Annotated in this window: 24 protein-coding genes and 1 tRNA gene; 18 read left to right on the forward strand and 7 right to left on the reverse strand. The window is 66.4% G+C overall.

Annotation, left to right across the window (positions count from 1 at the left end; translation table 11 throughout):
- Window positions 1–2 precede the first annotated feature (2 nt).
- Genes cobN through FJ967_RS11770 form a run of 5 tightly spaced genes read left to right on the forward strand, consistent with a single transcriptional unit; the run spans window position 3 to window position 7,084 of the window.
- Window positions 3–3,437 (forward strand): cobaltochelatase subunit CobN, encoded by a 3,435-nt coding sequence (gene cobN, locus FJ967_RS11750; protein WP_140731869.1) that lies wholly within the window; start codon window positions 3–5, stop codon window positions 3,435–3,437.
- A complete protein-coding gene (gene cobG, locus FJ967_RS11755) occupies window positions 3,434–4,915 on the forward strand; it encodes a precorrin-3B synthase (RefSeq protein ID WP_140731870.1) in 1,482 nt (493 codons plus the stop codon). Before cobN ends, cobG begins: the two co-directional genes overlap by 4 nt.
- A 14-nt stretch (window positions 4,916–4,929) precedes the next feature.
- Window positions 4,930–5,562: a precorrin-8X methylmutase gene (locus FJ967_RS11760; protein WP_140731871.1), complete on the forward strand. Its 633-nt coding sequence runs from the start codon at window positions 4,930–4,932 to the stop codon at window positions 5,560–5,562.
- Entirely contained in the window at window positions 5,559–6,323 is a 765-nt protein-coding gene (locus tag FJ967_RS11765; RefSeq protein ID WP_140731872.1) for a precorrin-2 C(20)-methyltransferase, read from the forward strand. The genes FJ967_RS11760 and FJ967_RS11765 overlap by 4 nt, the downstream gene beginning before the upstream one ends.
- Window positions 6,320–7,084, forward strand: coding sequence for a precorrin-3B C(17)-methyltransferase (locus FJ967_RS11770; RefSeq protein WP_140731873.1), 765 nt, complete (start codon window positions 6,320–6,322; stop codon window positions 7,082–7,084). The genes FJ967_RS11765 and FJ967_RS11770 overlap by 4 nt, the downstream gene beginning before the upstream one ends.
- Here the strand turns inward: FJ967_RS11770 and FJ967_RS11775 are convergent.
- The gene (locus FJ967_RS11775) at window positions 7,048–7,815 is read right to left on the reverse strand and encodes a cobalt-precorrin-6A reductase (protein ID WP_140731874.1); all 768 of its coding nucleotides are present in this window, start codon (window positions 7,813–7,815) and stop codon (window positions 7,048–7,050) included. The genes FJ967_RS11770 and FJ967_RS11775 overlap by 37 nt on opposite strands.
- 1 nt (window position 7,816) lies before the next feature.
- Here FJ967_RS11775 and cbiE point away from each other — a divergent pair, with 1 nt between their 5' ends.
- From cbiE to FJ967_RS11820, 9 genes are read left to right on the forward strand one after another with little or no spacing between them, the layout of a single operon-like run.
- A complete protein-coding gene (gene cbiE / locus FJ967_RS11780; protein ID WP_140731875.1) occupies window positions 7,817–9,061 on the forward strand; it encodes a precorrin-6y C5,15-methyltransferase (decarboxylating) subunit CbiE in 1,245 nt (414 codons plus the stop codon).
- Window positions 9,058–9,444, forward strand: a complete 387-nt coding sequence (locus tag FJ967_RS11785) for a cobalamin biosynthesis protein (RefSeq protein ID WP_140731876.1) — start codon at window positions 9,058–9,060, stop codon at window positions 9,442–9,444. Before cbiE ends, FJ967_RS11785 begins: the two co-directional genes overlap by 4 nt.
- Window positions 9,441–10,205 (forward strand): precorrin-4 C(11)-methyltransferase, encoded by a 765-nt coding sequence (gene cobM, locus FJ967_RS11790; RefSeq protein ID WP_140731877.1) that lies wholly within the window; start codon window positions 9,441–9,443, stop codon window positions 10,203–10,205. Before FJ967_RS11785 ends, cobM begins: the two co-directional genes overlap by 4 nt.
- Window positions 10,202–11,020, forward strand: coding sequence for a uroporphyrinogen-III C-methyltransferase (cobA, locus tag FJ967_RS11795; RefSeq protein ID WP_140731878.1), 819 nt, complete (start codon window positions 10,202–10,204; stop codon window positions 11,018–11,020). Before cobM ends, cobA begins: the two co-directional genes overlap by 4 nt.
- Window positions 11,017–12,330: a cobyrinate a,c-diamide synthase gene (locus tag FJ967_RS11800; protein WP_140731879.1), complete on the forward strand. Its 1,314-nt coding sequence runs from the start codon at window positions 11,017–11,019 to the stop codon at window positions 12,328–12,330. The genes cobA and FJ967_RS11800 overlap by 4 nt, the downstream gene beginning before the upstream one ends.
- Window positions 12,331–12,333: 3 nt before the next feature.
- Window positions 12,334–13,116: an adenosylcobinamide-GDP ribazoletransferase gene (gene cobS / locus FJ967_RS11805; protein ID WP_140731880.1), complete on the forward strand. Its 783-nt coding sequence runs from the start codon at window positions 12,334–12,336 to the stop codon at window positions 13,114–13,116.
- 24 nt (window positions 13,117–13,140) lie between these two features.
- Window positions 13,141–14,151, forward strand: coding sequence for a nicotinate-nucleotide--dimethylbenzimidazole phosphoribosyltransferase (cobT, locus tag FJ967_RS11810; RefSeq protein ID WP_140731881.1), 1,011 nt, complete (start codon window positions 13,141–13,143; stop codon window positions 14,149–14,151).
- Window positions 14,152–14,170: 19 nt separating this feature from the next.
- The gene (locus tag FJ967_RS11815) at window positions 14,171–14,503 is read left to right on the forward strand and encodes a hypothetical protein (RefSeq protein WP_140731882.1); all 333 of its coding nucleotides are present in this window, start codon (window positions 14,171–14,173) and stop codon (window positions 14,501–14,503) included.
- Between the two features lie 23 nt (window positions 14,504–14,526).
- Window positions 14,527–15,783 (forward strand): MFS transporter, encoded by a 1,257-nt coding sequence (locus FJ967_RS11820; protein WP_140731883.1) that lies wholly within the window; start codon window positions 14,527–14,529, stop codon window positions 15,781–15,783.
- A gap of 69 nt (window positions 15,784–15,852) precedes the next feature.
- Here FJ967_RS11820 and FJ967_RS11825 read toward each other — a convergent pair.
- Together FJ967_RS11825 and FJ967_RS11830 are read right to left on the reverse strand one after the other, a co-directional pair.
- Window positions 15,853–15,928: transfer RNA gene (locus FJ967_RS11825), tRNA-Lys, on the reverse strand.
- Window positions 15,929–16,057: 129 nt separating this feature from the next.
- Window positions 16,058–16,966, reverse strand: coding sequence for a PhzF family phenazine biosynthesis protein (locus FJ967_RS11830; protein ID WP_140731884.1), 909 nt, complete (start codon window positions 16,964–16,966; stop codon window positions 16,058–16,060).
- A 101-nt stretch (window positions 16,967–17,067) separates the two neighbouring features.
- On the opposite strand from FJ967_RS11830, the gene FJ967_RS11835 reads away from it, so the two are divergent.
- From FJ967_RS11835 to FJ967_RS11845, 3 genes are read left to right on the forward strand one after another with little or no spacing between them, the layout of a single operon-like run.
- On the forward strand, window positions 17,068–18,354 hold the full coding sequence (locus tag FJ967_RS11835; protein WP_140731885.1) for an efflux RND transporter periplasmic adaptor subunit: 1,287 nt from the start codon (window positions 17,068–17,070) through the stop codon (window positions 18,352–18,354).
- 4 nt (window positions 18,355–18,358) lie between these two features.
- On the forward strand, window positions 18,359–19,066 hold the full coding sequence (locus tag FJ967_RS11840; RefSeq protein WP_140731886.1) for an ABC transporter ATP-binding protein: 708 nt from the start codon (window positions 18,359–18,361) through the stop codon (window positions 19,064–19,066).
- Between the two features lie 2 nt (window positions 19,067–19,068).
- Complete coding sequence (locus FJ967_RS11845; RefSeq protein WP_140731887.1) at window positions 19,069–20,286, forward strand: ABC transporter permease; 1,218 nt, start codon at window positions 19,069–19,071, stop codon at window positions 20,284–20,286.
- Between the two features lie 34 nt (window positions 20,287–20,320).
- Here FJ967_RS11845 and FJ967_RS11850 read toward each other — a convergent pair whose 3' ends face one another.
- Window positions 20,321–21,172 (reverse strand): lysozyme inhibitor LprI family protein, encoded by an 852-nt coding sequence (locus tag FJ967_RS11850; protein ID WP_140731888.1) that lies wholly within the window; start codon window positions 21,170–21,172, stop codon window positions 20,321–20,323.
- A 137-nt stretch (window positions 21,173–21,309) separates the two neighbouring features.
- Between FJ967_RS11850 and FJ967_RS11855 the strand changes: the two genes are divergently transcribed.
- Entirely contained in the window at window positions 21,310–21,555 is a 246-nt protein-coding gene (locus FJ967_RS11855; RefSeq protein ID WP_140731889.1) for a hypothetical protein, read from the forward strand.
- Between the two features lie 23 nt (window positions 21,556–21,578).
- Here the strand turns inward: FJ967_RS11855 and FJ967_RS11860 are convergent, their stop codons facing one another.
- The 3 genes from FJ967_RS11860 to FJ967_RS11870 all read right to left on the reverse strand — a co-directional run bounded on the left by FJ967_RS11860 (window position 21,579) and on the right by FJ967_RS11870 (window position 24,754).
- Window positions 21,579–22,841, reverse strand: a complete 1,263-nt coding sequence (locus tag FJ967_RS11860; protein WP_140731890.1) for a sodium:proton antiporter — start codon at window positions 22,839–22,841, stop codon at window positions 21,579–21,581.
- An 83-nt stretch (window positions 22,842–22,924) separates the two neighbouring features.
- The gene (locus tag FJ967_RS11865) at window positions 22,925–23,635 is read right to left on the reverse strand and encodes a hypothetical protein (protein WP_140731891.1); all 711 of its coding nucleotides are present in this window, start codon (window positions 23,633–23,635) and stop codon (window positions 22,925–22,927) included.
- A 6-nt stretch (window positions 23,636–23,641) separates the two neighbouring features.
- On the reverse strand, window positions 23,642–24,754 hold the full coding sequence (locus tag FJ967_RS11870) for an endonuclease/exonuclease/phosphatase family protein (protein WP_140731892.1): 1,113 nt from the start codon (window positions 24,752–24,754) through the stop codon (window positions 23,642–23,644).
- Window positions 24,755–24,831 lie beyond the last annotated feature (77 nt).

The raw sequence follows: 24,831 nt of genomic DNA on the forward strand, positions 1-24,831 counted from the left end.
CGATGCACATCCTCACCACGACCTCCGCTTCGCTCGACGATCTCGCCGAGCCTGTCGATCTCAGGCAGACGCCGGCGGATATCGTGGCCCTGTCCTTCACCGACAGCGATCTTGCAGGACTGGCGGCGGCTTGGCAGGCCGACGCCGGCCGCCTGCCCTCCATGCGGCTGGCGGCCCTTCGCGACCTGCGCCACCCCATGTCGGTCGACCTCTGGGCCGACAGCGTCGCCCGCCACGCCAGGATCATCCTGGTGCGCATCCTCGGCGGCTACGACTGGTGGCGCTACGGCTGCGACCAGCTCGCCGCCATTGCCCGCCAACGCGGCATTAAACTGGCGCTGCTTCCGGGTGAAAGCCACGACGAGGACCTCAGGCTGATCGAGGCCTCGACGCTGCCGCGCGCCGAACTCGACGCCCTGCTCGGCTATTTCCGCGAGGGCGGCCCGGCCAATATGGGCGCGCTGGTGCAGCGGCTGGCACGGCTGGCTGGGGCGGAAGCGGCGGTCGCTGATGCGGTGAGCGTGCCGAAGGCGGGGTACTATCAGCCGGGTGTGGGAGTCATTGACAAACCTGATCTTTCAGATGTCGGCGAACTCGACGCCGAAAACCTCGGCGCCCCTGTCATCCCGATCCTCTTTTACCGCTCGATGCTGCTGGCCGCCGACGTCGCGCCGATCGATGCGCTTTTTGAAGCGCTGGAGCAGCGCGGCATGCTCCCCGCCCCCATTTTCGTCTCCAGCCTGAAAGACCCGACCTCTCTGGCATTCGTCGAAACCGCGCTGGCTTCCCTGAAGCCCGCCGCCATCATCACCGCGACCGCCTTCGCCTCCGGCGCCGAACCCGGTGTGGAAACCCTGTTCGACCGCGCCGGCGTGCCCGTCTTCCAGGTCATCGTCGCCACCACGCGTCGCGACGTCTGGGAAAACAACCAGCGCGGCCTGGCGCCCGCCGACCTCGCCATGCATGTCGTGCTGCCCGAACTCGATGGCCGCATCCTCGCCGGCGCGATTTCCTTCAAGGGCGAGAGCGATATCGACCCGGCACTTGGCCACCGCGCCGTCGCCAACCGACCGGAACCGGATCGCGTGACGCAAGTGGCCGACCGTGTGGCGGCGTTCATCCGCCTGCGGGAAACACCACATGCCGAACGCAAGCTGGCGATCCTGATCCCGGATTACCCCAGTGCACCGGGCCGAACGGGATATGCCGTCGGCCTCGACGTGCCATCCAGCGTGCTGGCCATGCTGCAGGACTTGAGCGAACAGGGCTATGTGGTTGGAGAGATTCCGCAAACGCCACGGGAATTGCTGGATTCGCTGGAACGGGGCGATGAGGGGCTCGGGCTGGAGGATTATTTCGAACTCTCGAGAGAACTGCCCGCGGAGGCGGTTGCTGCGGTAAGTGCAGCTTGGGGCAAGGCAGAGGACGAGACAGGTCTGCACGAGGCCCCCCTCTCTGTCCTGCCGGAGAGGGGGGCCTCGCGCAAGCCTTCACCATCGGCCAGAAAACGCTTCCCCTTCCGCGCCGCCACCTTCGGCAACATCACCGTCGCGCTGGCCCCCGATCGCGGCCGCTCCGCCGACCGGCGTGCCGATTATCACGATCCGACGCTGCCGCCGCGCCACGCCCTGATCGCCTTCGGCCTCTGGCTGCGTAAATCCCTTGGTGTCCATGCCCTGATCCATGTCGGTGCGCACGGCACGCTGGAATGGCTGCCCGGCAAGACGGTTGCGCTGTCGCAAAACTGCTTTCCCGAGATCGTCACCGGCCCACTCCCGGTCATCTATCCCTTCATCGTCTCCAATCCCGGCGAGGCCGCGCAGGCCAAGCGGCGCATTGCCGCCGTAACCCTTGGTCATCTGCCGCCGCCGCTGACCGGCGCCGGTCTCGACGAAGACCAGCACAAACTGGAACGCCTGGTCGACGAATACGCGCAGGCCGACGGGCTCGATCGCCGCCGCCGCGACCGGCTGGCCAGGCTGATCGTCGACACGGCGCAAAAGACCGGGCTCGCCTCCGAAGCCGGCGTCGCCAGCACCGACGCACCCGACGAGGCGCTGCGCCGCATCGATGCCTGGCTCTGCGACCTCAAGGATTTCGCCATCAAGGACGGGCTGCATATCTACGGCCGCGCCGCCGACGACGAGCCCGACGCCATGCGTCGCCAGAGCACTGATGCCGAGAAGGCAGCGCTGCTCGCCGCCCTCGATGGCCGCCACGTCAAGGCCGGCCCGGCCGGCGCGCCCGCGCGCGGACGGTCCGACGTGCTGCCCACCGGCCGCAACCTGTTCACGTCGGACCCGCGCACCATGCCGACGCCGACCGCCTATGATCTGGGCAAGGCGGCGGCCGACGAGGTGGTGCGCGCCTACATGCAGTCGCATGGCGACTGGCCGCGCTCGCTGGTCATCGACCTCTGGGGCTCGGCCTCGCTGCGCACCGGCGGCGAGGAGATCGCGCAAGGGCTGGCCCTAATGGGCTGCCGCCCGCAATGGGACGCCGCGACCGGCCGCATATCAGGCATCGAGGTGCTGCCTCCGGCCACGCTCGGCCGGCCGCGCGTCGATGTAACCTGGCGCATATCGGGCCTGTTCCGCGACATGTTCCCGACCCAGATCGCGCTGATCGATGCCGCCGCCAACGCCGTTGCCGCCCGCGACGAGGACGATACGGAAAACCCGCTGGCGGCCAGGACCCGCGCCGACGGCAAGATCAGCCCGCGCATCTTCGGCACCTCGCCCGGCACCTACGGCGCCGGCATCGAGGATCTTATGGCGCGTGGCGACTGGGCCGCGCGCGAAGAGATCGGCCGCGCCTATCTCGACGCCACCTCGCACGCGTATGGCGGCGCCGGCGGTGAAGGCATCTCGGCGCCCGGCGCCTTCGAGGGACGCCTCGCCGAGGCCGACCTTCTCGTCCACACCGGCGACGATCCCGGCCGCGACATCCTCGAAGGCTCCGCCGATGTCGCCTTCATCGGTGGCTTTTCAGCGGCACTCGCAGCGCTTGGCCGGAACGCCGATGTCATCGTGCTCGACACGACAGATCCGCAAAAACCCAGGCCGCGTTCGGTCGGCGAAGCCGTGTCGCGGGTGGTGCGCGCCCGCGCGGTCAATGCGCGCTTCATCTCGGGCCAGATGCGCCACGGCCCGCGCGGCGCCTCCGAATTCGCCGAAACAGTCGACCGCTTGGTCGGCTTCGCCGAAACGACCCATGCCATACCGGGTGCGCTGATCGAAGCGGTGCACGATGCCTATCTCGGTGATCCAAACGTCCGCGCGTTCATCCTGCGCGAAAACCCGGCCGCCGCCAAAGTCATCGCCGAGCGTTTTCTCTCGGCGCGCCGACGCGGCCTCTGGCATCCCTTGCGCAACTCCATCGACGACGATCTCGCGGCGCTCATCGCCGAGGCCGAAGCGCTGGGGGTGGCGGCATGAACGCCTTCTCGCGCCGCGGCGCCTGCCCGGCCCTGTCGGCGCCGATGCAGACGGGTGATGGCTTGCTTGTGCGGCTCAACCCGGTTGCCAGAGGATTATCACCGAAGCTTTTGATCGCACTGGCCGAATCGGCACAGCGGCACGGCAACGGCATCATGGAAGTGACTGCGCGGGGCAGTTTGCAGATACGCGGACTGACGGCGGAAAGTGCGACGCTGCTGGCAGCGGAGGTCGATGCGCTGGGCATTGCGGTGCGCACCGGCGTGCCGATCGAGACCGGGCCGCTGGCGGGGATTGACCCACAGGAGATTGCCGATCCCAGGCCACTGGCTGAGCGGATCAGGGTGGCGGTCGAGGAAGCGGGGTTGACGCCAAGGCTTGGGCCGAAAGTGTCCGTGGTTGTCGACGGTGGCGGACAACTGACGCTGGATGCGGTGACCGCGGATGTGAGGCTGAAGGCGGTGCGAGCCGGCAGCGGCATCGTTTGGAGCGTATCGGTTGCCGGCGACGGCCGAAACGCGAAGGTATTGGCAAAGGTCGACGCGGATGCAGCGAGAGACATTACCGTCGCTGCGCTCAGGATGGTCGCCGAAAAGGGCCGCGAAGCGCATGCGAGGGATCTTTCGGAGCGACAGTTGGTCTCTCTCGCAGGCTGGCTATGCTTGACAGGTTCGCGCGAGGCCCCCCTCTCTGTCCTGCCGGACATCTCCCCCTCAAGGGGGGAGATTACGCTGTCACCTATGGTTTCGCCAATCTCCGGCGTTGCTAAGGAAAAGCCGGCGTCAAGGCTGCTGATCTCCCCCCTCGAGGGGGAGATGTCCGGCAGGACAGAGAGGGGGGCCTCGCGCCGACCTATCGGCCTTTTCCCCGTAGCCGGTGACACTTTCACCCTCGGCATCGGCCTGCCCTACGGCAGCATGCCGGCAGACAAGCTCATCACCCTCACCCAATCCGCCCTTACCCTCGGCACGTCAGAAATCCGCCTCGCCGCAGGCCGCGCGCTGCTCTTCCTCGGCCAGCCACACGCCGCCAACCAACCTCTCCAAACCACCGCCGCCACCCTCGGCTTCGTCACCTCCCCCGCCGACCTGCGCACCCGCATCGCCGCCTGCCCCGGCACCCCTGCCTGCGGCTCCGGCCGCATCGCCACGCGCGATATCGCCGAAGCGATCGCCGCCGAAAACGCAGGCGATCTCGACTTCACCCTGCACATTTCCGGCTGCGCCAAGGGCTGCGCGCATCCCGGTCCGGCGGCGCTGACAATCGTTGGCGGCGAAAACGGAGCCGGACTTGTCGTGAACGCGACGGCAAAGACCCTTCCTGCCGGCTACAGGCCGGGCTATGACGCCGCGCGCGGCGTCAGTCGCGTCGCGGCGATGATCCGCAGCGAACGACTTCAGGGCGAAACCGCCGCCGCTTGCCTGACAAGGCTGGGCGCGGCCGGCGTAGCCGATGCTTACCGACGGGCCCAAAACTAAAAACGGAAATGAGCATGGCCGCCTACGACTACATTCATGACGGCAACGCGATCTACGAGCGTTCCTTTGCCATCATCCGCGCCGAGGCCGATCTCAAGCGCTTTTCCGAAGCCGAGGCCGATGTCGCCATCCGCATGATCCACGCCTGCGGCCAGGTCGAAGCGGCAGGCCATTTTGTCTTCTCGCCTGATTTCGTCAACGCCGCGCGCAACGCGCTTGCCGCCGGCGCACCGATCTTCTGCGACGCCGAGATGGTCTCGCACGGCGTCACCCGCGCCCGGCTGCCGGCCGGCAATGAGGTGATCTGCACCTTGCGCGACCCGCGCACCCACGACATCGCCAGGGAGATCGGCAACACCCGCTCCGCCGCCGCGATCGACCTCTGGGGCGAGCGCATGGCGGGCTCGGTGGTCGCCATCGGCAATGCGCCGACAGCGCTGTTCTATCTGCTGGAAAAACTGCGCGATGGCGCGCCGAAGCCCGCTGCCATCGTCGGCATGCCGGTCGGCTTCGTCGGCGCCGCCGAATCCAAGGATGCGCTTGCCGAGAATTCCTATGGCGTGCCCTACGCCATCGTGCGCGGCCGGCTCGGCGGCAGCGCTATGACCGCCGCCGCGCTCAACTCGCTGGCGAGGCCGGGCCTGTGAACGCGCCGATCCAAGAAGGGGTAGCCAAAGGCCGTCTTGTCGGCGTCGGCACCGGTCCCGGCGATCCCGAATTGTTGACCTTGAAGGCGGCGCGAGCCTTGGCTGAGGCCGATGTCGTCGCCTATTTCGCCAAGCGCGGCAACAACAGCAATGCGCGCGCCATCGTCGAGGCGCGTTTCCGGCCCGACATGCTGGAACTGCCCTTGCTCTATCCCGTCACAACGGAAATCGACAAGGATCACGACGACTACCGCTCGCAGATCACGGGCTTCTACGAAGAATCGGCTGAAAGAGTCGCCGAGCATCTCGAAGCCGGCAAAATGGTTGCCGTGCTGTCGGAAGGCGACCCGCTGTTCTACGGCTCCTACATGCACCTGCATGTGCGCCTCGCCCACCGCTTTCCGACCGAAGTCATCCCCGGCGTCACCGCCATGTCCGGCTGCTGGTCGCAGACCGGCCTGCCGATCGTCCAAGGCGACGACGTCCTGACGGTGCTGCCCGGCACGATGAGCGAGTTCGAACTGAGCCGGCGCCTCGCCGACACCGACGCCGCCGTCATTATGAAGGTCGGCCGCAACCTGCCGAAGATCAGGCGAGCGCTGGAGGCGACCGGCAAGCTGACGCGTGCCGTCTATGTCGAGCGCGGCACCATGGCCGGCAGCGTTTCGATGCGGCTCGCCGACAAGCCGGACGACAAGGCGCCCTATTTCGCCATCGTGCTGGTCGCCGGCTGGTCCGGCAAGCCTGGAGCGCAGGCATGAGCGGCCGTCTCACCGTCATCGGCCTTGGCCCGGGCAATGCCGATCAGGTCACGCCGCAAGCCAGCCACGCCGTCGCCGAGGCAAAATTCTTCTATGGCTACAAGCCCTATCTCGACCGGCTTGAGCTGAGGCCCGACCAGACCCGCATCGCGTCGGACAATCGCGAGGAACTCGCCCGTTCCAACGAGGCGCTGGCAAAGGCCGCCGAGGGCCATGACGTCGCCGTCGTCTCCGGCGGCGATCCCGGCGTCTTCGCCATGGCGGCGGCCGTCTGCGAGGCGATCGAGGCCGGTCCGGCCGAATGGCGCACGGTCGATGTCGCCGTCGTGCCCGGCGTCACCGCCATGCTGGCGGTCGCTGCCCGCATCGGCGCGCCGCTCGGTCACGATTTCTGCGCCATCTCGCTGTCCGACAATCTGAAGCCGTGGGATCTGATCGAACTGCGTCTTCTGGCGGCGGCCGGCGCCGGCTTCGTCATCGCGCTCTACAATCCGATCAGCAAGGCGCGTCCCTGGCAGCTTGGCCGCGCCTTCGAGTGCCTGACCGCGATCCTACCCGGCACCACGCCGGTGATCTTCGGCCGTGCCGCGGGCCGGCCGGACGAGCGCATCGAAGTGTTCCTGTTGGCCGACGTCGACGCCGGCAAGGCCGACATGTCGACCTGCATCATCATCGGCTCGCCGGAAACCCGCATCATCAAGCGCGGTGACAAGCCGGCGCTGGTCTATACGCCTCGCTCTGCGTCGGGCTCAAGAAAATGACCGACCATCGCGAACAGCGCTTCGACGGATTCGGCCGCGGGCACTCGTGGCAGCTCGGGTCTGCGCACCATGATCACATCGACGCCAAGCGCCCTTGCGGCGGCGATCTTGCCGTAAGTGGCGCCCCCGCCGCTGTTCTTGGACACGACCACGTCGATGCGTTGCTGTTGGAGCAACGCGGCCTCGTCCGTTTCGCGGAACGGCCCGCGCGCCAGGAGATAGTCGGCATCCGGGACAGCCAGCCTGGGTTCGACCGGATCGACGCTGCGGATGAGATAGTGGTGCTGGGGTGCGGCCTCGAAGGCCGCGACCTCCTGCCGGCCAAGCGCCAGGAAGACGCGGCGCGGCATCTCGCCAAGCACCCGCGCCGCTTCCGCGACACTGTGGACCTCGAGCCAACGGTCGCCTTTAACGGCCTCCCACCCCGGACGCCGCAAGGCAAGGATCGGCACGCCGGCCTTGCGCGCCGCAGCTTCTGCATTGGCGGAGATTTGCGCCGCATAGGGATGCGTGGCGTCGATCAGCACACCAGTGCCCGTCTCGCTGAGATAAGCGGCCAGGCCGTCGGCGCCGCCGAATCCTCCGCTTCGCACGGGCACGCCTTGCGCCAGCGGACTTTCCGTGCGGCCGGCCAGCGACAGCATGACCGAGAAATCCGGGCGCGCGGCCAGTTTCCCCGCCAGTTGCCGGGCTTCGGTGGTGCCGCCGAGGATCAGAATACGGTGGGTCATCATGCCTGCTGAAGGTTCGCGCGCCGTCAAACTCGCCCCGAAAAAGTGGCTCACCGTAGTCGGCATCGGCGAGGACGGTCTAGCGGGTCTGGGCGACGAGGCCAAGCGGCGGATCGCCGAGGCCGAATTCATCTTCGGCGGCAAGCGGCATCTGGCATTGGTAGCGGCCTTCGCCAAGGGCAAGCAGCGTCCCTGGCCGGTGCCTTTCGACAGCGCCATGGCCGACGTGATGGCGCTTGCCGGCAGCAAGGTCTGCGTCCTCGCCTCCGGCGACCCGTTCTTCCACGGTGTCGGCGCCACCCTTGCCCGCAAGGTCAAGGCCGAGGAAATGCACGTCATCCCGGCGCCTTCGGCCATTTCGCTTGCCGCCGCGCGGCTCGGCTGGGCGCTGCAGGACATCGAGATTGTCTCCTTGCATGGCCGCCCGATCGACCTGATACGGCCGTTGCTGCAGCCGAGGGCGCATCTTCTGGCACTGACGTCGGACGCCGAGGCGCCGGCTGCGATTGCCCGCCTGCTCACCGCGCTTGATTTCGGCGCCTCGCGGCTGACGGTCCTGGAGGCTCTGGGCGGACCGAACGAAGACCGGCGCACGGCGCGCGCCGATGCCTTCGACCTCGAAAATATCAATCCGCTCAATGTTCTGGCCATCGAAATTGATTCGAATTCGCAGGCGCGCGTGCTGCCTTTGACGTCGGGACGTGCCGACCATCTGTTCGAGCATGACGGCCAGATCACCAAGCACGATATCCGCGCCGTCACCCTGTCGGCGCTGGCACCGAGGCGCGGCGAATTGCTGTGGGATATTGGTGCCGGCTCAGGCTCCATCGGCATCGAATGGATGCTGGCGCATCCTTCGCTGCGCGCCATAGCCGTCGAGGCCGACCCGGCCCGCGCCGCCCGCATCGGCCACAACGCCGCTGCCTGCGGCGTTCCGGGCCTGGTGGTGGTCGAGGGCAGCGCGCCGAAAGCGCTGGCCAAGCTTGAGACGCCCGACGCGATCTTCATCGGCGGCGGCGGCAGCGATGCAGGCGTGCTGAACGCGGCCATCAAGGCGCTGCGTAGCGGCGGTCGTCTGGTCGCCAATGCGGTGACGCTCGAGATGGAAGCGCTACTTCTCGCCCAGCACAACAAACTTGGCGGCGATCTCACCCGCATCGCCATATCCCGGGTCGCTCCCGTCGGTTCGATGCAGGCCTGGCGGCCGGCCATGCCGGTCACGCAATGGAGCTGGGTGAAGCCATGATGGTCGCGGGCATCGGCAGCCGGAAAGGCGTGGATGTTGAAGATGTGCTCGCGGCGATCGAAACCGCTCTCGAAGCGCATGGCCTGGCGATGACGGCTCTGTCGGCCTTGGCCACCGCCGCGCTGAAGAAGGATGAACAGGCGATCGCCGCCGCCGGCCGCGCGCTGAACCTTCCGGTCGTCATTGTCGATGACAAAGCCCTTCAGGCCGCCTCGCCGGCCACGCTCAGCCATTCCGAGCTCTCGCGGGACCTGGCCGGCACGCCATCGGTTTCCGAAGCATCGGCCCTCGCGGTGGCCGGCAAAGGCGCCAGGCTGCTTGGCCCCCGCACAGTGCTCGGCCCGGCCACCTGCGCCATCGCCATCAGCGGAGACGCGTCATGACTGTCCATTTCATCGGCGCCGGTCCGGGCGCCGCCGACCTCATCACGCTGCGCGGCGCAAAACTTCTGGCAAGCTGCCCGGTCTGCCTGCATGCCGGTTCGATCGTCGCGCCCGAATTGCTGCAACACTGTGCGCCCGGAACGAAACTGATCGACACTGCGCCGATGTCGCTCGACGAGATCGAGGCAGCCTACGTCGAGGCTCACAAATCAGGCCACGATGTCGCCCGCCTGCACTCCGGCGACCTGTCGGTGTGGAGCGCCGTCGCCGAGCAAATCCGCCGGCTGGAAAAGCACGGCATCCCCTACACGCTGACGCCGGGCGTTCCTTCTTTCGCCGCCGCAGCCGCCGCACTGCGCCGCGAACTGACCATTCCCGAGGTCGCGCAGAGCCTGGTGCTGACGCGCGTCTCCGGTCGCGCCTCGAAAATGCCGCCGGGCGAAACCCTGGCCGGCTTCGGCCGCACCGGCGCCACGCTGGCCATTCATCTCGCCATCCACGCCATCGACCGCGTCGTCGCCGAACTGACGCCGCACTATGGCGGCGATTGCCCGGTCGCGATCGTCTTTCGCGCCTCCTGGCCGGACGAGCGCGTCCTGACCGGGACGCTGGCGACGATCGAGGCGCTGCTTGCCGCCGATCCGATGGAGCGGACGGCGCTGATCTTCGTCGGCCGCTCGCTGGCGGCGGAAGGTTTTGGCGAGAGTTCATTGTACGACGCGCACTATCAGCGGCGTTTTCGCGGACGGGACGGATTGTGAGCGGCAGCACCAATAAGAACGGCGACAATGCCACGCTGCAGCAGGCGCTGGCGCGCCTGAACTTCAAGCCGCGCGCGCTTGAGCCTGGCCATGTCTGGCTGGCCGGCGCCGGCCCCGGCGACCCCGGCTGCCTGACCCTGGAGGTGCTGGCGGCGTTGGCGGAAGCCGATGCACTGGTCTACGACGCGCTGGTCTCCCCCGACGTCGTCGCCGTGGCGGCTAATGCAGAGCTGTTCTACGCGGGAAAACGCGGCGGCAAGCCGTCGATGAAGCAGGACGACATCACCGCGTTGCTGGTGCGGCTGGCGCGGGAGGGCCGTCGCGTCGTCAGGCTGAAAGGTGGCGATCCCTATATTTTCGGCCGCGGCGGCGAGGAAGCTTTGGCTCTCGTGCGGGAAAACATCCCTTTCCGCGTCCTCTCCGGCCTGACCTCGGGCCTCAGCGCGCTGGCGGCAACGGGCATCCCCGCCACCATGCGCGGCATCAACAAGGCTGTCATCTTGGCGACCGGCCATGCCGCTGGCACCGATGACGACATTGATTGGGCAGCAATTGCCCGCACCGGCCAGCCTGTCGTGGTCTATATGGGCATGGCCAATTTGCCTGTCATAGCGGCGGCCCTGCTCGAAGGTGGGTTGGCGCCGTCGACGCCGGCAGCGGTGATCGTCGCCGCGACGACACCGCAGGAGCAAACGCTGGTCGCCACGCTCGCCACCGTCGCCGAGGAGGCCGCCGCCGCCGGCCTCGCCTCGCCGGCTCTGATCGTCGTCGGCGGCATCGTCGCCATGCGCGCGGCATTGGCGGGGCAGGTATGACGGCGCGCGCGATCATCATCGGCGCGCCGCGTTCCGGCTCGGGCAAGACCAGCGTCACCATCGGCATTTTACGCGCGCTCACCCGGCGCGGCCTGAAGGTGCGCGGCGCCAAATCCGGCCCCGACTATATCGATCCTGGCTTCCATACCGCCGCTACAGGCCTGTCCGGCGTCAATCTCGACAGCTGGGCGATGTCGCCGTCGCTCCTCAATGCCCTGGCGGCACAACAGGCCCACGACACAGATTTCGTCATCCTCGAAAGCGCCATGGGCCTGTTCGACGGCATCCCCGCGCCTTCGGGACGCACCGGTTCGGCCGCCGATCTGGCGCGCCTTTACGGCTTGCCCGTGCTGCTGGTGCTCGACGTGTCGGGCCAGTCGACCACGGCGGCGGCCGTCGCCAAGGGCTTTGCCACTTACGATCCGGATGTGCGCATGGCCGGCGTGGTGCTGAACCGGCTGGGCAGCGAGCGCCACCGCCGGCTCTCCGGCGATGCCATCGAGGCGACCGGCCTGCCGGTGGTCGGCGCCATCCTGCGCGACCCCACGCTGAACCTGCCCGAGCGCCATCTCGGCCTCGTCCAGGCCGGCGAATATGACGACCTGATGGCGCATCTCGACCGTCTGGCCGACATGGTCGAAAAATCCCTCGATCTTGACGCAGTGATGGAATTGGCGACACCGCTCGCTCCGGCCGCGGGCGAGTTCGCAGATGCCTTGCCGCCGCCCGGTCAACGCATCGCGCTGGCCGAGGATGCCGCCTTCACCTTCCTCTACCCGCATGTCGCCGCCTGTTGGCGCAAGGCAGGCGCCGAAATCGTTCCGTTCTCGCCGCTCGCCGACGAAGCGCCGCGCGAGGATTGCGATGTCTGCTGGCTGCCCGGCGGCTACCCCGAGCTGCATGCCGGACGCCTTGCCGGGGCGCAGGCTTTCAAGGCCGGCACAGCACGATTTGCCGTGACAAAGCCGGTCCATGGCGAGTGCGGCGGCTTCATGGTGCTGGGCGAAGCGCTGGAGGACGCCGAAGGCGTGACGCACAAGATGCTCGGCCTGCTCGGCCACTCGACCAGCTTCGCCAAGCGGAAGATGAACCTCGGCTACCGCGAGGCGCGGCTGCGCGCCAGCTGTCCGCTGGGTCCCGCAGGCGCGTCGATCCGAGGCCACGAATTCCACTATGCGCAGATGATTGCGACCGGCAATGACGAGCCGCTGGCCGACCTCGCCGACGGCCAGGGTAATCCGATCGGCGCTTCCGGCTACCGGCGCGGCCATGTCAGCGGCACCTTCTTTCATGCGATTGCGAGGAGCTAGATGATGAAGCTCCCCAAAATCACCCTGTCGCCTCGGCAAGTCCTCGACGACGTCGCGCTCTGCCTGGTCTTCTTCACCCGCCTGCCGCTGCCTGTCTTCGACTTTCGCGGCCGCAGCCTCGCCGCCGCGATCTGGTCCGCCCCTTTTACCGGCCTTGTCGTCGGCCTGATCGGCGCGATCGTCTTTGCCACGGCGGAACGGTTTGGCCTCGCCATAGGACCGGCCGCCGCCCTTGCCCTTGTCGCAACCGTGCTCACCACGGGCTGTCTGCACGAGGATGGACTGTCTGACGTCGCCGACGGCTTCGGCGGCGGCAAGTCGCGCGGACGCAAGCTCGAGATCATGCGCGACAGCCGCATCGGCGCCTATGGCGCCATGGCGCTGGCCTTGTCACTGCTGATCCGCTGGAGCGCTCTGTCGGAGCTTACCGACCCCACGCAGGCCCTCTTCGCCCTGGTGGCCGCGCATGCGGCATCACGTGGCGTGCTCGGCGCCTTCATGCATGTGTTGCCGCCGGCCCGCTCGGATGGCCTGTCGGCGGGCGCCGGCACCGTCTCGCTCGAAACGGCCATCGCCGGCGCCGTGCTCGGCGCAATCCCGCTTCTCCTGCTTGGCCCCGGCGGCGCCATCGCCGCGCTCATCTTGCTTGCCCTTTTGTTTGCCGCCTTCCACGCGCTTTGCCTCAACCAGATCGATGGCCAGACCGGCGACACGATCGGCGCCTTGCAGCAGTTGAGCGAAATCGCCGTGCTCCTCGTCGCATCCGTCGCGCTTTCCTCGACCTGATTCACTTTCGGAGATCTCGCCCTCATGTCTTTCAAATCCCTCGCTGAACTGCGCGCCGCCTGTCTCGACCTGCCCGCCGGCAGCGATGCGGCGGCCGATGCCGTCGCCCGCCGACAGGACACGCTGACCAAGCCGCAAGGCAGTCTCGGCAAGCTCGAATCGATCGCCGCCTGGCTGGCGCGCTGGCAGGGCCGCGACATGCCCAGGCTCGATCGGGTGAAAGTCTTCGTCTTCGCCGGCAATCACGGCGTCACCGCGCAGGGCGTATCCGCCTACCCTTCGGAAGTTACCGTGCAGATGGTGGCGAATTTCGCCGGCGGCGGCGCCGCCATCAACCAACTCGCCCGCGGCGCCGGCGCCGAACTCGATGTCATCCCGCTCGATCTCGACCGGCCAACCGGCGATTTCACGCAGACGGAAGCAATGGACGAGAACGCCTTCCTCGCCGCGGTTTCCACCGGCTATGACGCGGTGAGCAAAGACCTCGACCTCGTCTGCTTCGGCGAAATGGGCATCGGCAACACCACGCCGGCCGCCGCGATTTCGGCCGCCCTGTTCGGCGGCGGCGCGCAAAAGTGGACCGGACGCGGCACCGGCGTCGACGATGCCGGCCTGAAGCGCAAGGTTGTCGCCATCGAAGCCGGCCTGAAGCGCCACGCCGCCGCCCTGGCCGATCCGCTGGGGATCGCCGCGACACTTGGCGGCCGCGAACTCGCCGCCATCTTCGGCGCCACGCTGGCCGCCCGTCATCACGGCATCCCCGTGCTGCTCGACGGCTTCGTCTGCACCGCCGCCGCCGCCCCGCTGGCCAAGCTGCACCCGACCGGCCTCGCCCACACCATCGCGGCTCACGTCTCGGCAGAATCGGGCCATCGCGGCCTGCTCGAAGCGCTCGGCCTGCCGCCACTGCTCGATCTCGGTATGCGGCTCGGCGAAGGCTCCGGCGCCTGCGTGGCGGTCAACATCGTCCGCTCGGCGCTGGAATGCCATGCGAAGATGGCGAGCTTTGCCGAGGCGGGTGTTTCGAAAAAATGACCCGCCGGACTGCGGCAAGATGAGAAAATTTCACCCTGCCTATTCCGCGGCCCATATCCTTGTTGGAACCGGCGCCGCTCTTTGGCATGGCGGATATGCCGGTTACGGCGTGATGGAGACCGCGATTCTGGTCCCCTTTCTGATCTTTTTCTGGTGGCTCGTCAGCGATTTCTCAGGCGGCGAGGGCGGAACCGCCAGAGAAGGTGTGGCCACGAAAAAAGGGAATTGCCTTTCGATTGCGACGGTTTCTGAGCCAAATCTCTGGATCCGGCTAATCCACGACATAGTGGGATTCGGAGCAGGCTTGGCGAGCTTCGGCGGCGGAACAAGGTCCGGATCGCCGCGTTTCTGAGCGCGGTTCGGAGGACCCATTGCATGAGCGGATCTGCGACGCCGGCAGCGCCCCAGGTGGTTTGGCCTCTTCAACTCCTGAATTTCTTCATGGCCGATGCGCAGGCCGGCATCGGACCCTTTCTCGGCGTCTTCCTGCTGGCGCATGGCTGGGAAAGCGGGGCCATCGGCACGGTCATGACCATCGGCGGCGTGGCCGGCATGCTGATGACCACGCCGGCCGGCGCCTTGGTCGACACGACCGTACACAAGCGCCTTTATGTCGTCATGCCCTGCCTGTGCGTCATCCTCGCCTCGGCCATCATCCTGGTCTCGCAGCAATTCTGGCTCGTCGCCGCTTCGCAGGTGGCAACCGCGATTGCGGGAGCTGCGATCGGCCCGGCCATGGCAGGCATCACGCTGGGCATGGTGAACCAGCGCGGCTTCAACCGCCAGAACGGCCGCAACCAGGCCTTCAATCATGCCGGCAATGTGGTTGGTGCGGGGCTTTCCGGCTATCTCGGCTGGCGCTTCGGCTTCACCGCGGTCTTCGCGCTTGCCGCGATCTTCGGCGTCCTGTCGATCATTTCCGTCTGGTGCATTCCCGCCAGTTCCATCGACCATCGCGTCGCACGAGGAATGAAGGAAGGCGGCGCCGCGACTGTTCCTGTCAGCGGATACCAGGTGCTGGTCGAGTGCCGGCCGCTTCTGGTGCTGGCGGCGGCATTGGCACTCTTCCATCTGGGGAACGGCGCGATGCTGCCGCTCTACGGGTTGGCGGTGGTCGACAAGACCGAAGCCGACCCGGCTGGCTTTGTCGCCGTCACCATCGTGGTTGCGCAAGCGGTCATGATCGTGGTGTCGCTGCTAGCCATGCGGCTGGCCGAGACACGCGGCTACTGGCTCGTCCTGCTGATATCTTTTGCCGCCCTGCCCCTGCGCGGCGTGATCGCGGCGCATTCCATGTCGACCTGGGGTGTCTATCCCGTACAGGCCCTTGACGGCATCGGTGCCGGCTTGCAAGGCGTCGCGGTTCCCGGCCTTGTGGCCAGGCTCCTCAACGGCACTGGCCGCATCAACGTCGGCCAGGGCGCCGTAATGACAGTGCAAGGGCTCGGCGCATCGCTGAGCCCCGCACTCGGCGGCTGGATCGCGCAGGAGATGGGCTACGGCCCGGCATTCCTGATTCTTGGCGGCTTCGCCCTGGGCTCGATCGGACTCTGGCTGGCCTTTGCCGCGCTTTTGGGTCCCGCCTGCGCTTCCATGCCGGCGACAACGGCACCGGTTGAGATGAACGGATAACGCAACCGGCCCGAGACGCGCCAAACGCATCTCGCTTTCAGGGTCTTTCCACCAAGTCTTCCAGGAATTTGGTGGGTGCGCACAGGATTGAACTGTGGACCCGCTGATTAAGAGTCAGCTGCTCTACCAACTGAGCTACGCACCCACTCGGCCGGCAAAAACCGGCGTTGGCGGGCATATAGCCGCCGATACCGGTCCTGTCCAGCCCCGCCGGAATCATTTCCCGACAAATCTCACCGAGGGCCTCATTATCGCTCGGCGCGGCCCAGGTGCATCAGACGAACAGCTTGCCTTCCGCCACCTTGACCGCGTTGCCGCCAATGCGCGCGGAAGCCAGTTTTCCGGCCTTTACGGTCAGTTCGAGGCGGATGCGCGATGGCCGGCCCATTTCCAGCCCCTGCTCGATCCAAAGCTGCGAGGTCCCGTCCGTCGGCGCGTCGAAATGCATGATGGCGCCGGCAAAGGCAGCGGCCGCCGAACCCGTGGCCGGGTCCTCGTAGGACGGCGTGCCCGGGACGATCATGCGCACGTGGAAGGCGCTTTCGTGGTTCACCGTCTCGCGGCAGTAGACATAGGGGCTGGCGAAAGCCCACTCGCTCTTGCGCGGCGCCAGTTCCGACCAGGCCTGGTTGTCCAGGCGGATCCGGCCCGCCGCTTCCAGATTGGCGACCGGGATGGTCACATAAGGCACGCCCGCCGACCAGAACGAGACGCGGTGATTCTCAAAGCCGATTTCGTGCGGCGCCAGGCCAAGCGCGGCGCCGATGGCCGTGGGATCGGCTTCGAGCTTCAGCGGCTCGGGCAGTTTCGCTAGGTCGAATTCGGCGAAGGTGGCGCCATCGTGCCGGCTCACCGCGCAGCGCACAGGGCCGATATTTTCCTCCAGCACGAAGATGCCGGCACCGCCCTCGCCGGCCAGTTCCGCCAGCGCGATCGCCGAGCCGACGGTCGGATGCCCGGCGAACGGCATTTCATAATCGGGCGTGAAGATGCGGATGCGGTTTTTATGCCTGGGATCGTCCGGCGGCAGCACAAAGACAGATTCGGACAGGTTGAATTCGCGCGCGATGGCCTGCATCGCCGGCGTATCCAGTCCCTTGCTGTCCAGCACGACGGCCAGCGGGTTGCCGGCCAGTCGCTCGGTCGTAAACACATCGTAAAGCAAGTAATTCCGGGTTTGCATTCCTGCCTCATTCCCAACATGGGCGAAATTTAATTTGATATTCGAACCATCAAGCCTGATCTGTGCACAGATAGGGACATTGCGCATTATAGGGGTCTGGCGTGGACCAGATTGTCAATCTGCCAAAGACGGAATCGGATTCCGCCATCGAGACGGCACTGGGTCTCGACCAGACCGGCCGGCGCAGGACACGCCGGCGTGGCTGGCTCTATGCGTTGCTGACCCTCATCGTGCTGGCCGCGGGCCTTGGCTTCTATCAATGGTATGCGGGCACGCCGGCCAGGATCGACTACACCACGGTGCCGGCCGCCAAGGCCGACCTCACCGTCCAGGTGTCGGCGACCGGAACGCTGCAGCCCCTCACCCAGGTCGACATATCGAGCCAGCTTTCCGGCATCATCCGCTCGGTCGCGGTCAACGAGAACCAGCAGGTGAAGAAGGGCGATGTGCTGGCCGCGCTCGACACCGCCAAGCTGCAGGTCCAGATCGAGCGGGCCGAGGCATCCGCGAAAGGGGCGGCTGCCAATGTCGAGGATGCCACGGTGACGCTGGCCGAGAATGAAAGCGCGCTTGTCCGCGCTGCCGCCCTCACCAAGCGCGGCATGGCGACTGACCAGTCGCTGGAGGCCGCGACCGCGACGCGCGACCGCGCCAAGGCGGCGCTCGACAGCGCCGAGGCCAATCTCGCCATCGCCAATGCGGATTTGAAGTCGCAGCAGACCGACCTTGCCAACAGCACCATCTACGCGCCGATCGACGGCATCGTGCTGACCCGTTCGGTCGATCCCGGCCAGACGGTGGCCTCGTCGCTGCAGGCGCCGGTTCTGTTCGTCATCGCCGCTGATCTCAGGAACATGGAACTGGTGGCCGCCGTCGACGAAGCCGATATCGGCGCGGTCAAACCGGGCCAGCATGCCCGCTTTACCGTCGATGCATTCCCGGACCGGCCATTCGATGCCGAGATCCGCGATATTTCCTATGCCTCGGTCACCACCGATGGCGTCGTCACCTACAATGCGCGGCTTGAAGTCGACAACAACGAGCTTCTGCTGCGCCCCGGCATGACCGCCACCGTTTCGGTCGTCACCAAGGAGGCCAAGGGCGTGCTGACCGTGCCCTCTTCCGCCTTCCGCTATCGCCCCGCGCAGCAAGCGGCGCGCGGCTGGAGCTTCAGCGACCTGTTCACCGGCCGCATGGGGCGCGGCAACCGCCAGCGCCAGCCCGCGAAAGCACCGACCGACGGCTCGCGCACACTCTATGTGCTGGAGAACGGACGGCCGCATCCCGTCAACGTCAAGATCGGCTCCACCGACGGCGAACTGACCGAGATCACCTCCGGCCTGGACGAAGGCGCTGAAGTCATCACTGCTTCTCAGCAGCGGAGCTGACGCCGTGGCCGCCGGCGCGCCCCTCATCACCTTCGACACGGTCTGGAAAAGCTATGGCCAGGGCGAAGCCAAGGTGCACGCGCTGGCCGGCGTCGACCTCGCCATCCGGCGCGGCGAATTCGTCGCCATCATGGGTCCATCGGGCTCCGGCAAGTCGACGGCGATGAACATCATCGGCTGCCTCGACACTCCGACCGCCGGAACCTATTCCTTCATGGGCGTGGATGCCGGGCGGCTCGACCGCAACCGCCGCGCCATGCTGCGCAACCTCTATGTCGGTTTCGTCTTCCAGGGGTATAATCTTCTGGCGCGCACCACGGCGGCGGAAAATGTCGAACTGCCGCTGATCTATCGCGGCGTCGCCGCCCGCGAGCGCCGTGATCTTGCCATGCAGGCGCTGGCCGAGGTCGGCCTCGTCGGCCGCGAGCATCACACCCCGGCCGAGCTTTCCGGCGGCCAGCAGCAGCGCGTGGCGATCGCACGCGCCATCGTCACCAGGCCGACGCTGCTTGTCGCCGACGAGCCGACCGGCAATCTCGACACCGCCCGTACGCACGAGATCATGGAGTTGCTGACGCGGCTGAACCGCGATCTCGGGCTGACCATCACCATGGTTACACACGAGGCCGACGTCGCCGAATACGCCGAGCGCACCATCCGCTTCCTCGACGGCCACGTCGCCTCCGACACGTTGAAGCTGGAGACGGCGTAACCATGATCTGGGAAACCGTCCGCCTGTCACTGCGTTCAATCCGCCGCAACGTGCTGCGCTCGTTCCTGACCTTGCTCGGCATCGTCATCGGCGTCGCCGCAGTCATTGCGATGCTCACCATCGGCTCCGGCACCACGCAGAAGGTCAAGGCCGACATCTCCAAGCTCGGCAGCAACCTGCTGGTCGTGCGCGCCGGCCGCCCTGCCGGCCCCGGTGGTCCAGGCGGGCTCGACCAGGCCGTGCGCCCGCTCGCCGAAAAGGACCTGGCCGCGCTGGTTGCTCATCTCACCGGCGCGCGCGCCATCGCGCCGGCGGCGCAGAAGCAGGTCCGCGTCATCTTCGGCACCGAGAGCCTGACCTCGGGAGTGACCGGCACCGACAGCGCCTATCTGGACGCGCGCGACTGGAAACTGGTCTCCGGTCGCCCGTTCAGTGATTCCGAAACCCGCTCGGGCACCGGCGTCTGCCTGATCGGCGAGACGGTGCGCCAGCAGTTCTTCGGCGCCGGCGACCCGGAAGGCGAGATCATCCGTGTCAACCGCACCTCCTGCAGGATCATCGGCCTGCTCGAGCCGAAGGGCTATACCGGTTTCGGCCAGGACCAGGACAATGTCGTGCTGATGCCGCTCGCCGCCTATCAGCGCCGCGTCGCCGGCAACCGCGACATCGACAACATCTACATCGCCGCCGACGACCGCACGCCGACCACCGAACTGCAGCCGCGCGTCGAGGATATTTTACGTGACGCGCGCCGAATTACGCCCGACCGCGAGAGCGATTTCGGCATCCGCGACATGACCCAGATCGCCGACGCCATGGCCAGCGCCACCACCACCATGACCGGCATGCTGGGTGCGGTCGCCGGCGTCAGCCTCCTGGTCGGCGGCATCGGCATCATGAACATCATGCTGGTGTCGGTCACCGAGCGCACCCGCGAAATCGGCATTCGGCTCGCCATCGGCGCGCATGAAAAACACATCCTCATCCAGTTCCTGGTCGAGGCGACGGTGCTGTCGTTGCTTGGCGGCATCATCGGCATCCTGATCGGGCTGGGGCTGGCCGGCCTCGCGTCGGTCACACTGACCATACCGTTCGCGCCGAGCCCAGCGGTCATCCTGCTCGCCGTCGGCTTCTCGGCGCTGATCGGTATGGTGTTCGGCTTCTTTCCCGCCCTGCGGGGCGCCCGCCTCGATCCGATCGACGCGTTGCGGCACGAATAAAGCAGGCTTCGTCGCCTGCCCGCGGCGGCCCGCCTCAGTGGCCGCTGGCGCCGGCGGGGAAGGATTTGTCGGCGAGGCAGGCATCCATCCAACCGGCATCGGCGACGGTTTCGGACGCTTCAGGGTCAAGCTTCAGCTCTGGCTTGCCCGGCGCATCGTCCTTGCCGGCATTCATGTCCCAGCCGCCGTCGGCCGCGGCCTTGTCGACAGTCTCGTCGGGGCAGGTCTTGACGTCATTGCCGAAGCCGCATTTCGCCCGCGCCTGCGCGCGCCCATCGACGATATCGGCGACAATGCGCGTGGTCTGCGACGTGTAGGAGGCAAAGTCGGTGCTCTCGCTGCAGACCCTGTCGCCGTTCTGGCGGCTCATGCTGCCGAAGCAGTTGTAGGTATAGTCGTTGGGATGCTGCCGGTCGGGGATGAAATAGCAGCTGCTTGAAAATCCGGCCCACGGTCCTTTACCGCTTGGCCCAAGCGCCTTGCGCTGCGCCAGCGCGCCGGCCACGAAGGCGGGTTTACCGCCGGCGGTCTTCTTCAGGAAGCTGGTGCGCTCCCGGGTCACGCGGGTGAGGACATCGGCCCAGCTCGGCGGCGTCGAATCGTCATCGGTACCCGAGCCTTCGAGGGTCGCCGGGTCATTGATGCCGCTGTCCCGCGCCTTGATCCAACGGCGCTGGCTCTCGATCAGGGCCGCGTGGATTTCAGGATCGTCGAGCGTGCGCAACAATTTCGTATAGGCCGCGCTCATGTCCTCGTCGGCGCGGCGCAGGGCCTTGCTGCCGCAGATCTGATGTTCGACGTCCGAGCTTGCCTTGGCGCAGTCGAACGCGAAGGCCGGCGCCGTCAGGCCAAACACCGCGGCGGTGGCAAGTATAAGCGATTTCATGGATGGATCCTGCAATCAGAAGGCGAAGAGCGGTGTTTCATATTCGTCCTCGCCCGGCAACTCACAGGATGCAACTCGGCCAGTGGCCTGCTATCCAGAACGGCATCGATTCCGGCGCGCCAAGCAAGGACAATCAGATGAGCCGCAAAAAACGTGTCTTGATTGTATTCGTGGTCATCGAAGCCGCGCTCGCCGGCATCTGGTGGTGGCTCGCCCGCTACGGCATGGCCAACCCCGATCGCGTCACATCGGACTTCCAGGCCGTCGTCGGCCAGACGCTGGGAGCGGCCATGGGCGGGTTGCTGGGCATCGGCCTCATCCTGTTCCTTGCCGCCGCGCGCAATGATCGCAAGGCGGCACAGGCCAGCACGCCGCACCGGTAAGGACTGGTGAAACCGGGCACGCGCTACACGCTGGCCGGGTCCGTCGTCCTGCCGATCACCCATTTCATTGTCAGCCCCTGCACGATGATCGAGAAGATCACCACCGCGTAGGTCGCCGTCAGCAGCACCGGTTTTGCCGCGCTGTCCGGCAAGGACAGGGCCAGCGCCACTGAAACCCCGCCGCGCAGGCCGCCCCAGGTCAACACGGGAATAGACCCGGCTGAGAAAGTCTGGCGTATGGCCAGCAGCGAGATCGGGATCCAGACCGAGGCCAAGCGCCCGGCCAGCACGATCGGGATCGCGATCAGCACGATCCAGCCATGCGAGGGATCGAACGACAGCACCAGCACTTCCAGCCCCAGTAGCAGGAACAGGACGGAATTCAGCATCTCGTCGACCACCTCCCAGAAGGCGAAGAGATAATCCTCGACCGTCTCGCTCATCGCATGTTCGGCGCCATGATTGCCGATCAACAGACCCGCGACGACCACGGCGATCGGCCCTGAGAGGTGAAGCCGGTTGCACAGCGTGTAGGTTGCGATGCAGACGGCCAGCGAGATCAGGATCTCGACGATATGGTCGTCAACCGCCAGCATGGCGCGATAGGCGATCCAGCCCGTGGCCAAGCCGAACAGCGCGCCGCCCAGCCCATCACGCAGCAGCAATTCGCCGATATCCCAAAGATCGGGGCGATGCTGTCCCGTGGTCGCGACCGCCACTGCCAGAAGCACGCCGAACGCGACCACCGCGACGCCGTCATTGAACAAGGATTCACCGGCGATCTTGGCTTTGATCGATTCCGGCAGGTTGATGGATTTGAGCAGGCCGAGCACCGCGACCGGATCGGTCGGCGAGATCAGCGCGCCGAACACCAGCGCCCATGGCAGTGGAACGGTGAAACCCAGCGCGCCGGCGGCAAGCCACAGCGCCACGCCGACCACCGCCGTCGAGATGACGACGCCGATGCTGGCCATCAGCGTGATCGCCCATTTCTGCCCCTTGAGCAGGTTGAAATCGACATGCAGGGCGCCGGCGAACAGGAGCAGGGACAGCATGCCGTTCATGATCGCCGACGTGAAATCGATCTCCTGCATCACGCTTTGCAGCGTGGCGGTGATGCCGAGGCCGGGCGCGATCTTCTGCAAGGCAAGCAACAGCAGCGAGGCCGCCAGCGCCATGATCAACAAGCCGATCGTGTGCGGAAGTTTGAGGAACCGCAGGTTCAGCCAGCCGAACAGCGCCGATAGCGTCAACAGCAGTGCTGCGATTTCAAAGACTGACAGCATGCGGCCCCCGCCGATTCGTCAAACCATAACGGATTCTAAAAGCCTGCGACGCGAAACGGCAACCGGGTGGGCGCCAAAATGAGCTAGTCCGCGAAATGCCACTCGACCAGCGGCTTCATGTGCGGCGACAGGCCATCCGGCAGGTCGCCGGCATGGCGGATGATCACCGGCCCCTCGATCTCCGGGTCGGCTTCGGTGGCGACGAAGGCCGCTATCCGGCGCGCGATCTCATCGGCCGGCGCATCGACATGATAGCGGCGGAAGATGACGGTGCCGCTTGCGCTCGACAGCGCGTGCCAGCGCACACCGCGCCTGGCATCCGACAGGTCGAGGCCGGTTTCCTCCCGCACCTCGCGGATCATGTTGAAATCGACATCGACAAGGCCGTCGCGGAAGTCGGCCGGCTCGAACGAGCCGGCGGCGAAATAGACACGGCCGGCATTGACGGTTCGCGGCCCCATGCGGATCGCCACCAGCGCATTGTCGCCGGCCACCAGCACGGCATGGCCATAGACATGCTCGGCGCCCGAATTCTCGCGCCGCTTCCGCCACAGCATGAAGGTCGAGTAGTTGACCGCATGGCAGCGGCCGATAAGGCTGCGGTCGCGATAGGCAAGTTGCGAAAGCAGCACCACCGTGCCGTCGAAAAGCGCCGGATTGGCAGCGATCTCATGGCGCCAGTTCACGGCGATCGCCTCTGCATTGTCCACCGCGAAGGGATGCGGGCCGGGATCGAGGCGGACATCGATGGCATCGACCGGCAGGATGACGTTGCGCGGAAGGTCAAAACTCATATCGGCTCAGGCCATATCCAGCGTGATCGCCACCGGGCAATGATCCGAAGCCTTGGGCCTGTCCCAGCCGGCGCGCGGGAAGCGCTCGACTTCCTGGCCCGCTGGAAAGATCGTGCGCCATGGCTGGCCGTTGCGGATGATGTCGGGAACCGCGGTGGCATTTTTTGCCGCCAGTCCCCTGGAAAGCAGGATATAGTCGAGCTGGCAGAGATGCCGCTCTCCAGGTCCGCGCGTGTGGTAGAAAGTCCAGCGGTTCATTTCCGGCCGCCGCTCAACGACATTTTCGCAGAAGCCGCCTGATGTCAGCACATTGATGCAGGACAGGGTCTCGTCGACCACCTCGAAACGGTAGCCGTCGACATCGTCGCCGGCGATCTTCACGCGCTGACGGTAATCGTTCATGTCGCCGCAGATCGCCCAGCGCTTGTCGGCCGCATGCTCTGCGCCGAAGCGCTCCTCGATGATGCGCCGCACGGCCTGCGCTTCCGCGACCCGCACCGGCATTGTCGCTTCACGCCCGTCGAGCCCGTTGCGGGGCGAGCCCATCGACTTGAAGTGCACGAGGTAGAGAGTCATCGGCGCGCCGCCCACCTTGATGTCGACTTCCAGGCAGTCGCGCCGGAAGATGCGTTCATTGGCCTGGTTGCCGAGCGCCGCCAGTTCAGGCGTATGCAACCCGAACTGCTCGTAGGTGACATAGGCGTGGCTGGTCATGCGCACGAATTCGATCGGCTGTCCCTGCGCGGTCTCGCTGCGCATCATCACGGCGACATCGATGCCGCGCGAATCATTGCCCGACGTGGTGTATTTCTGCCGGTAGCCCTGCCCCACCATCTTGAACAGATATCCGTATTCGAAGGCCTTCAGGGCCTCGATATTGTCGACCTCCTGCATGCAGATAATGTCGGCACGGGTCGCGGCGATGGCCAGCGCGGTCAGTTGGCGCGTGTCGTCGGACTGCGCGATGGCGCGGGCCTGCTCCAGCATCCTGTATTCGGCCTCGCTCTGGATATCGAACAGCGCCAGCGTTCGATCCTCGTTGAGCTGGTTGCGATAGCCGGAAAAATCGAACCTGTTCATCAGGTTCTCGACATTGAAGGTGGCAAGGCGCAGCGACATGGCTGACCTTTGCCTGCAAGAGCGCCGGAAGACAAGGTCGCAGGGCCACAAGCAGGGATCGTTTGGTCCTGGTCGCG

Source organism: Mesorhizobium sp. B2-3-4 (assembly GCF_006442315.1).
Taxonomy (GTDB): domain Bacteria; phylum Pseudomonadota; class Alphaproteobacteria; order Rhizobiales; family Rhizobiaceae; genus Mesorhizobium.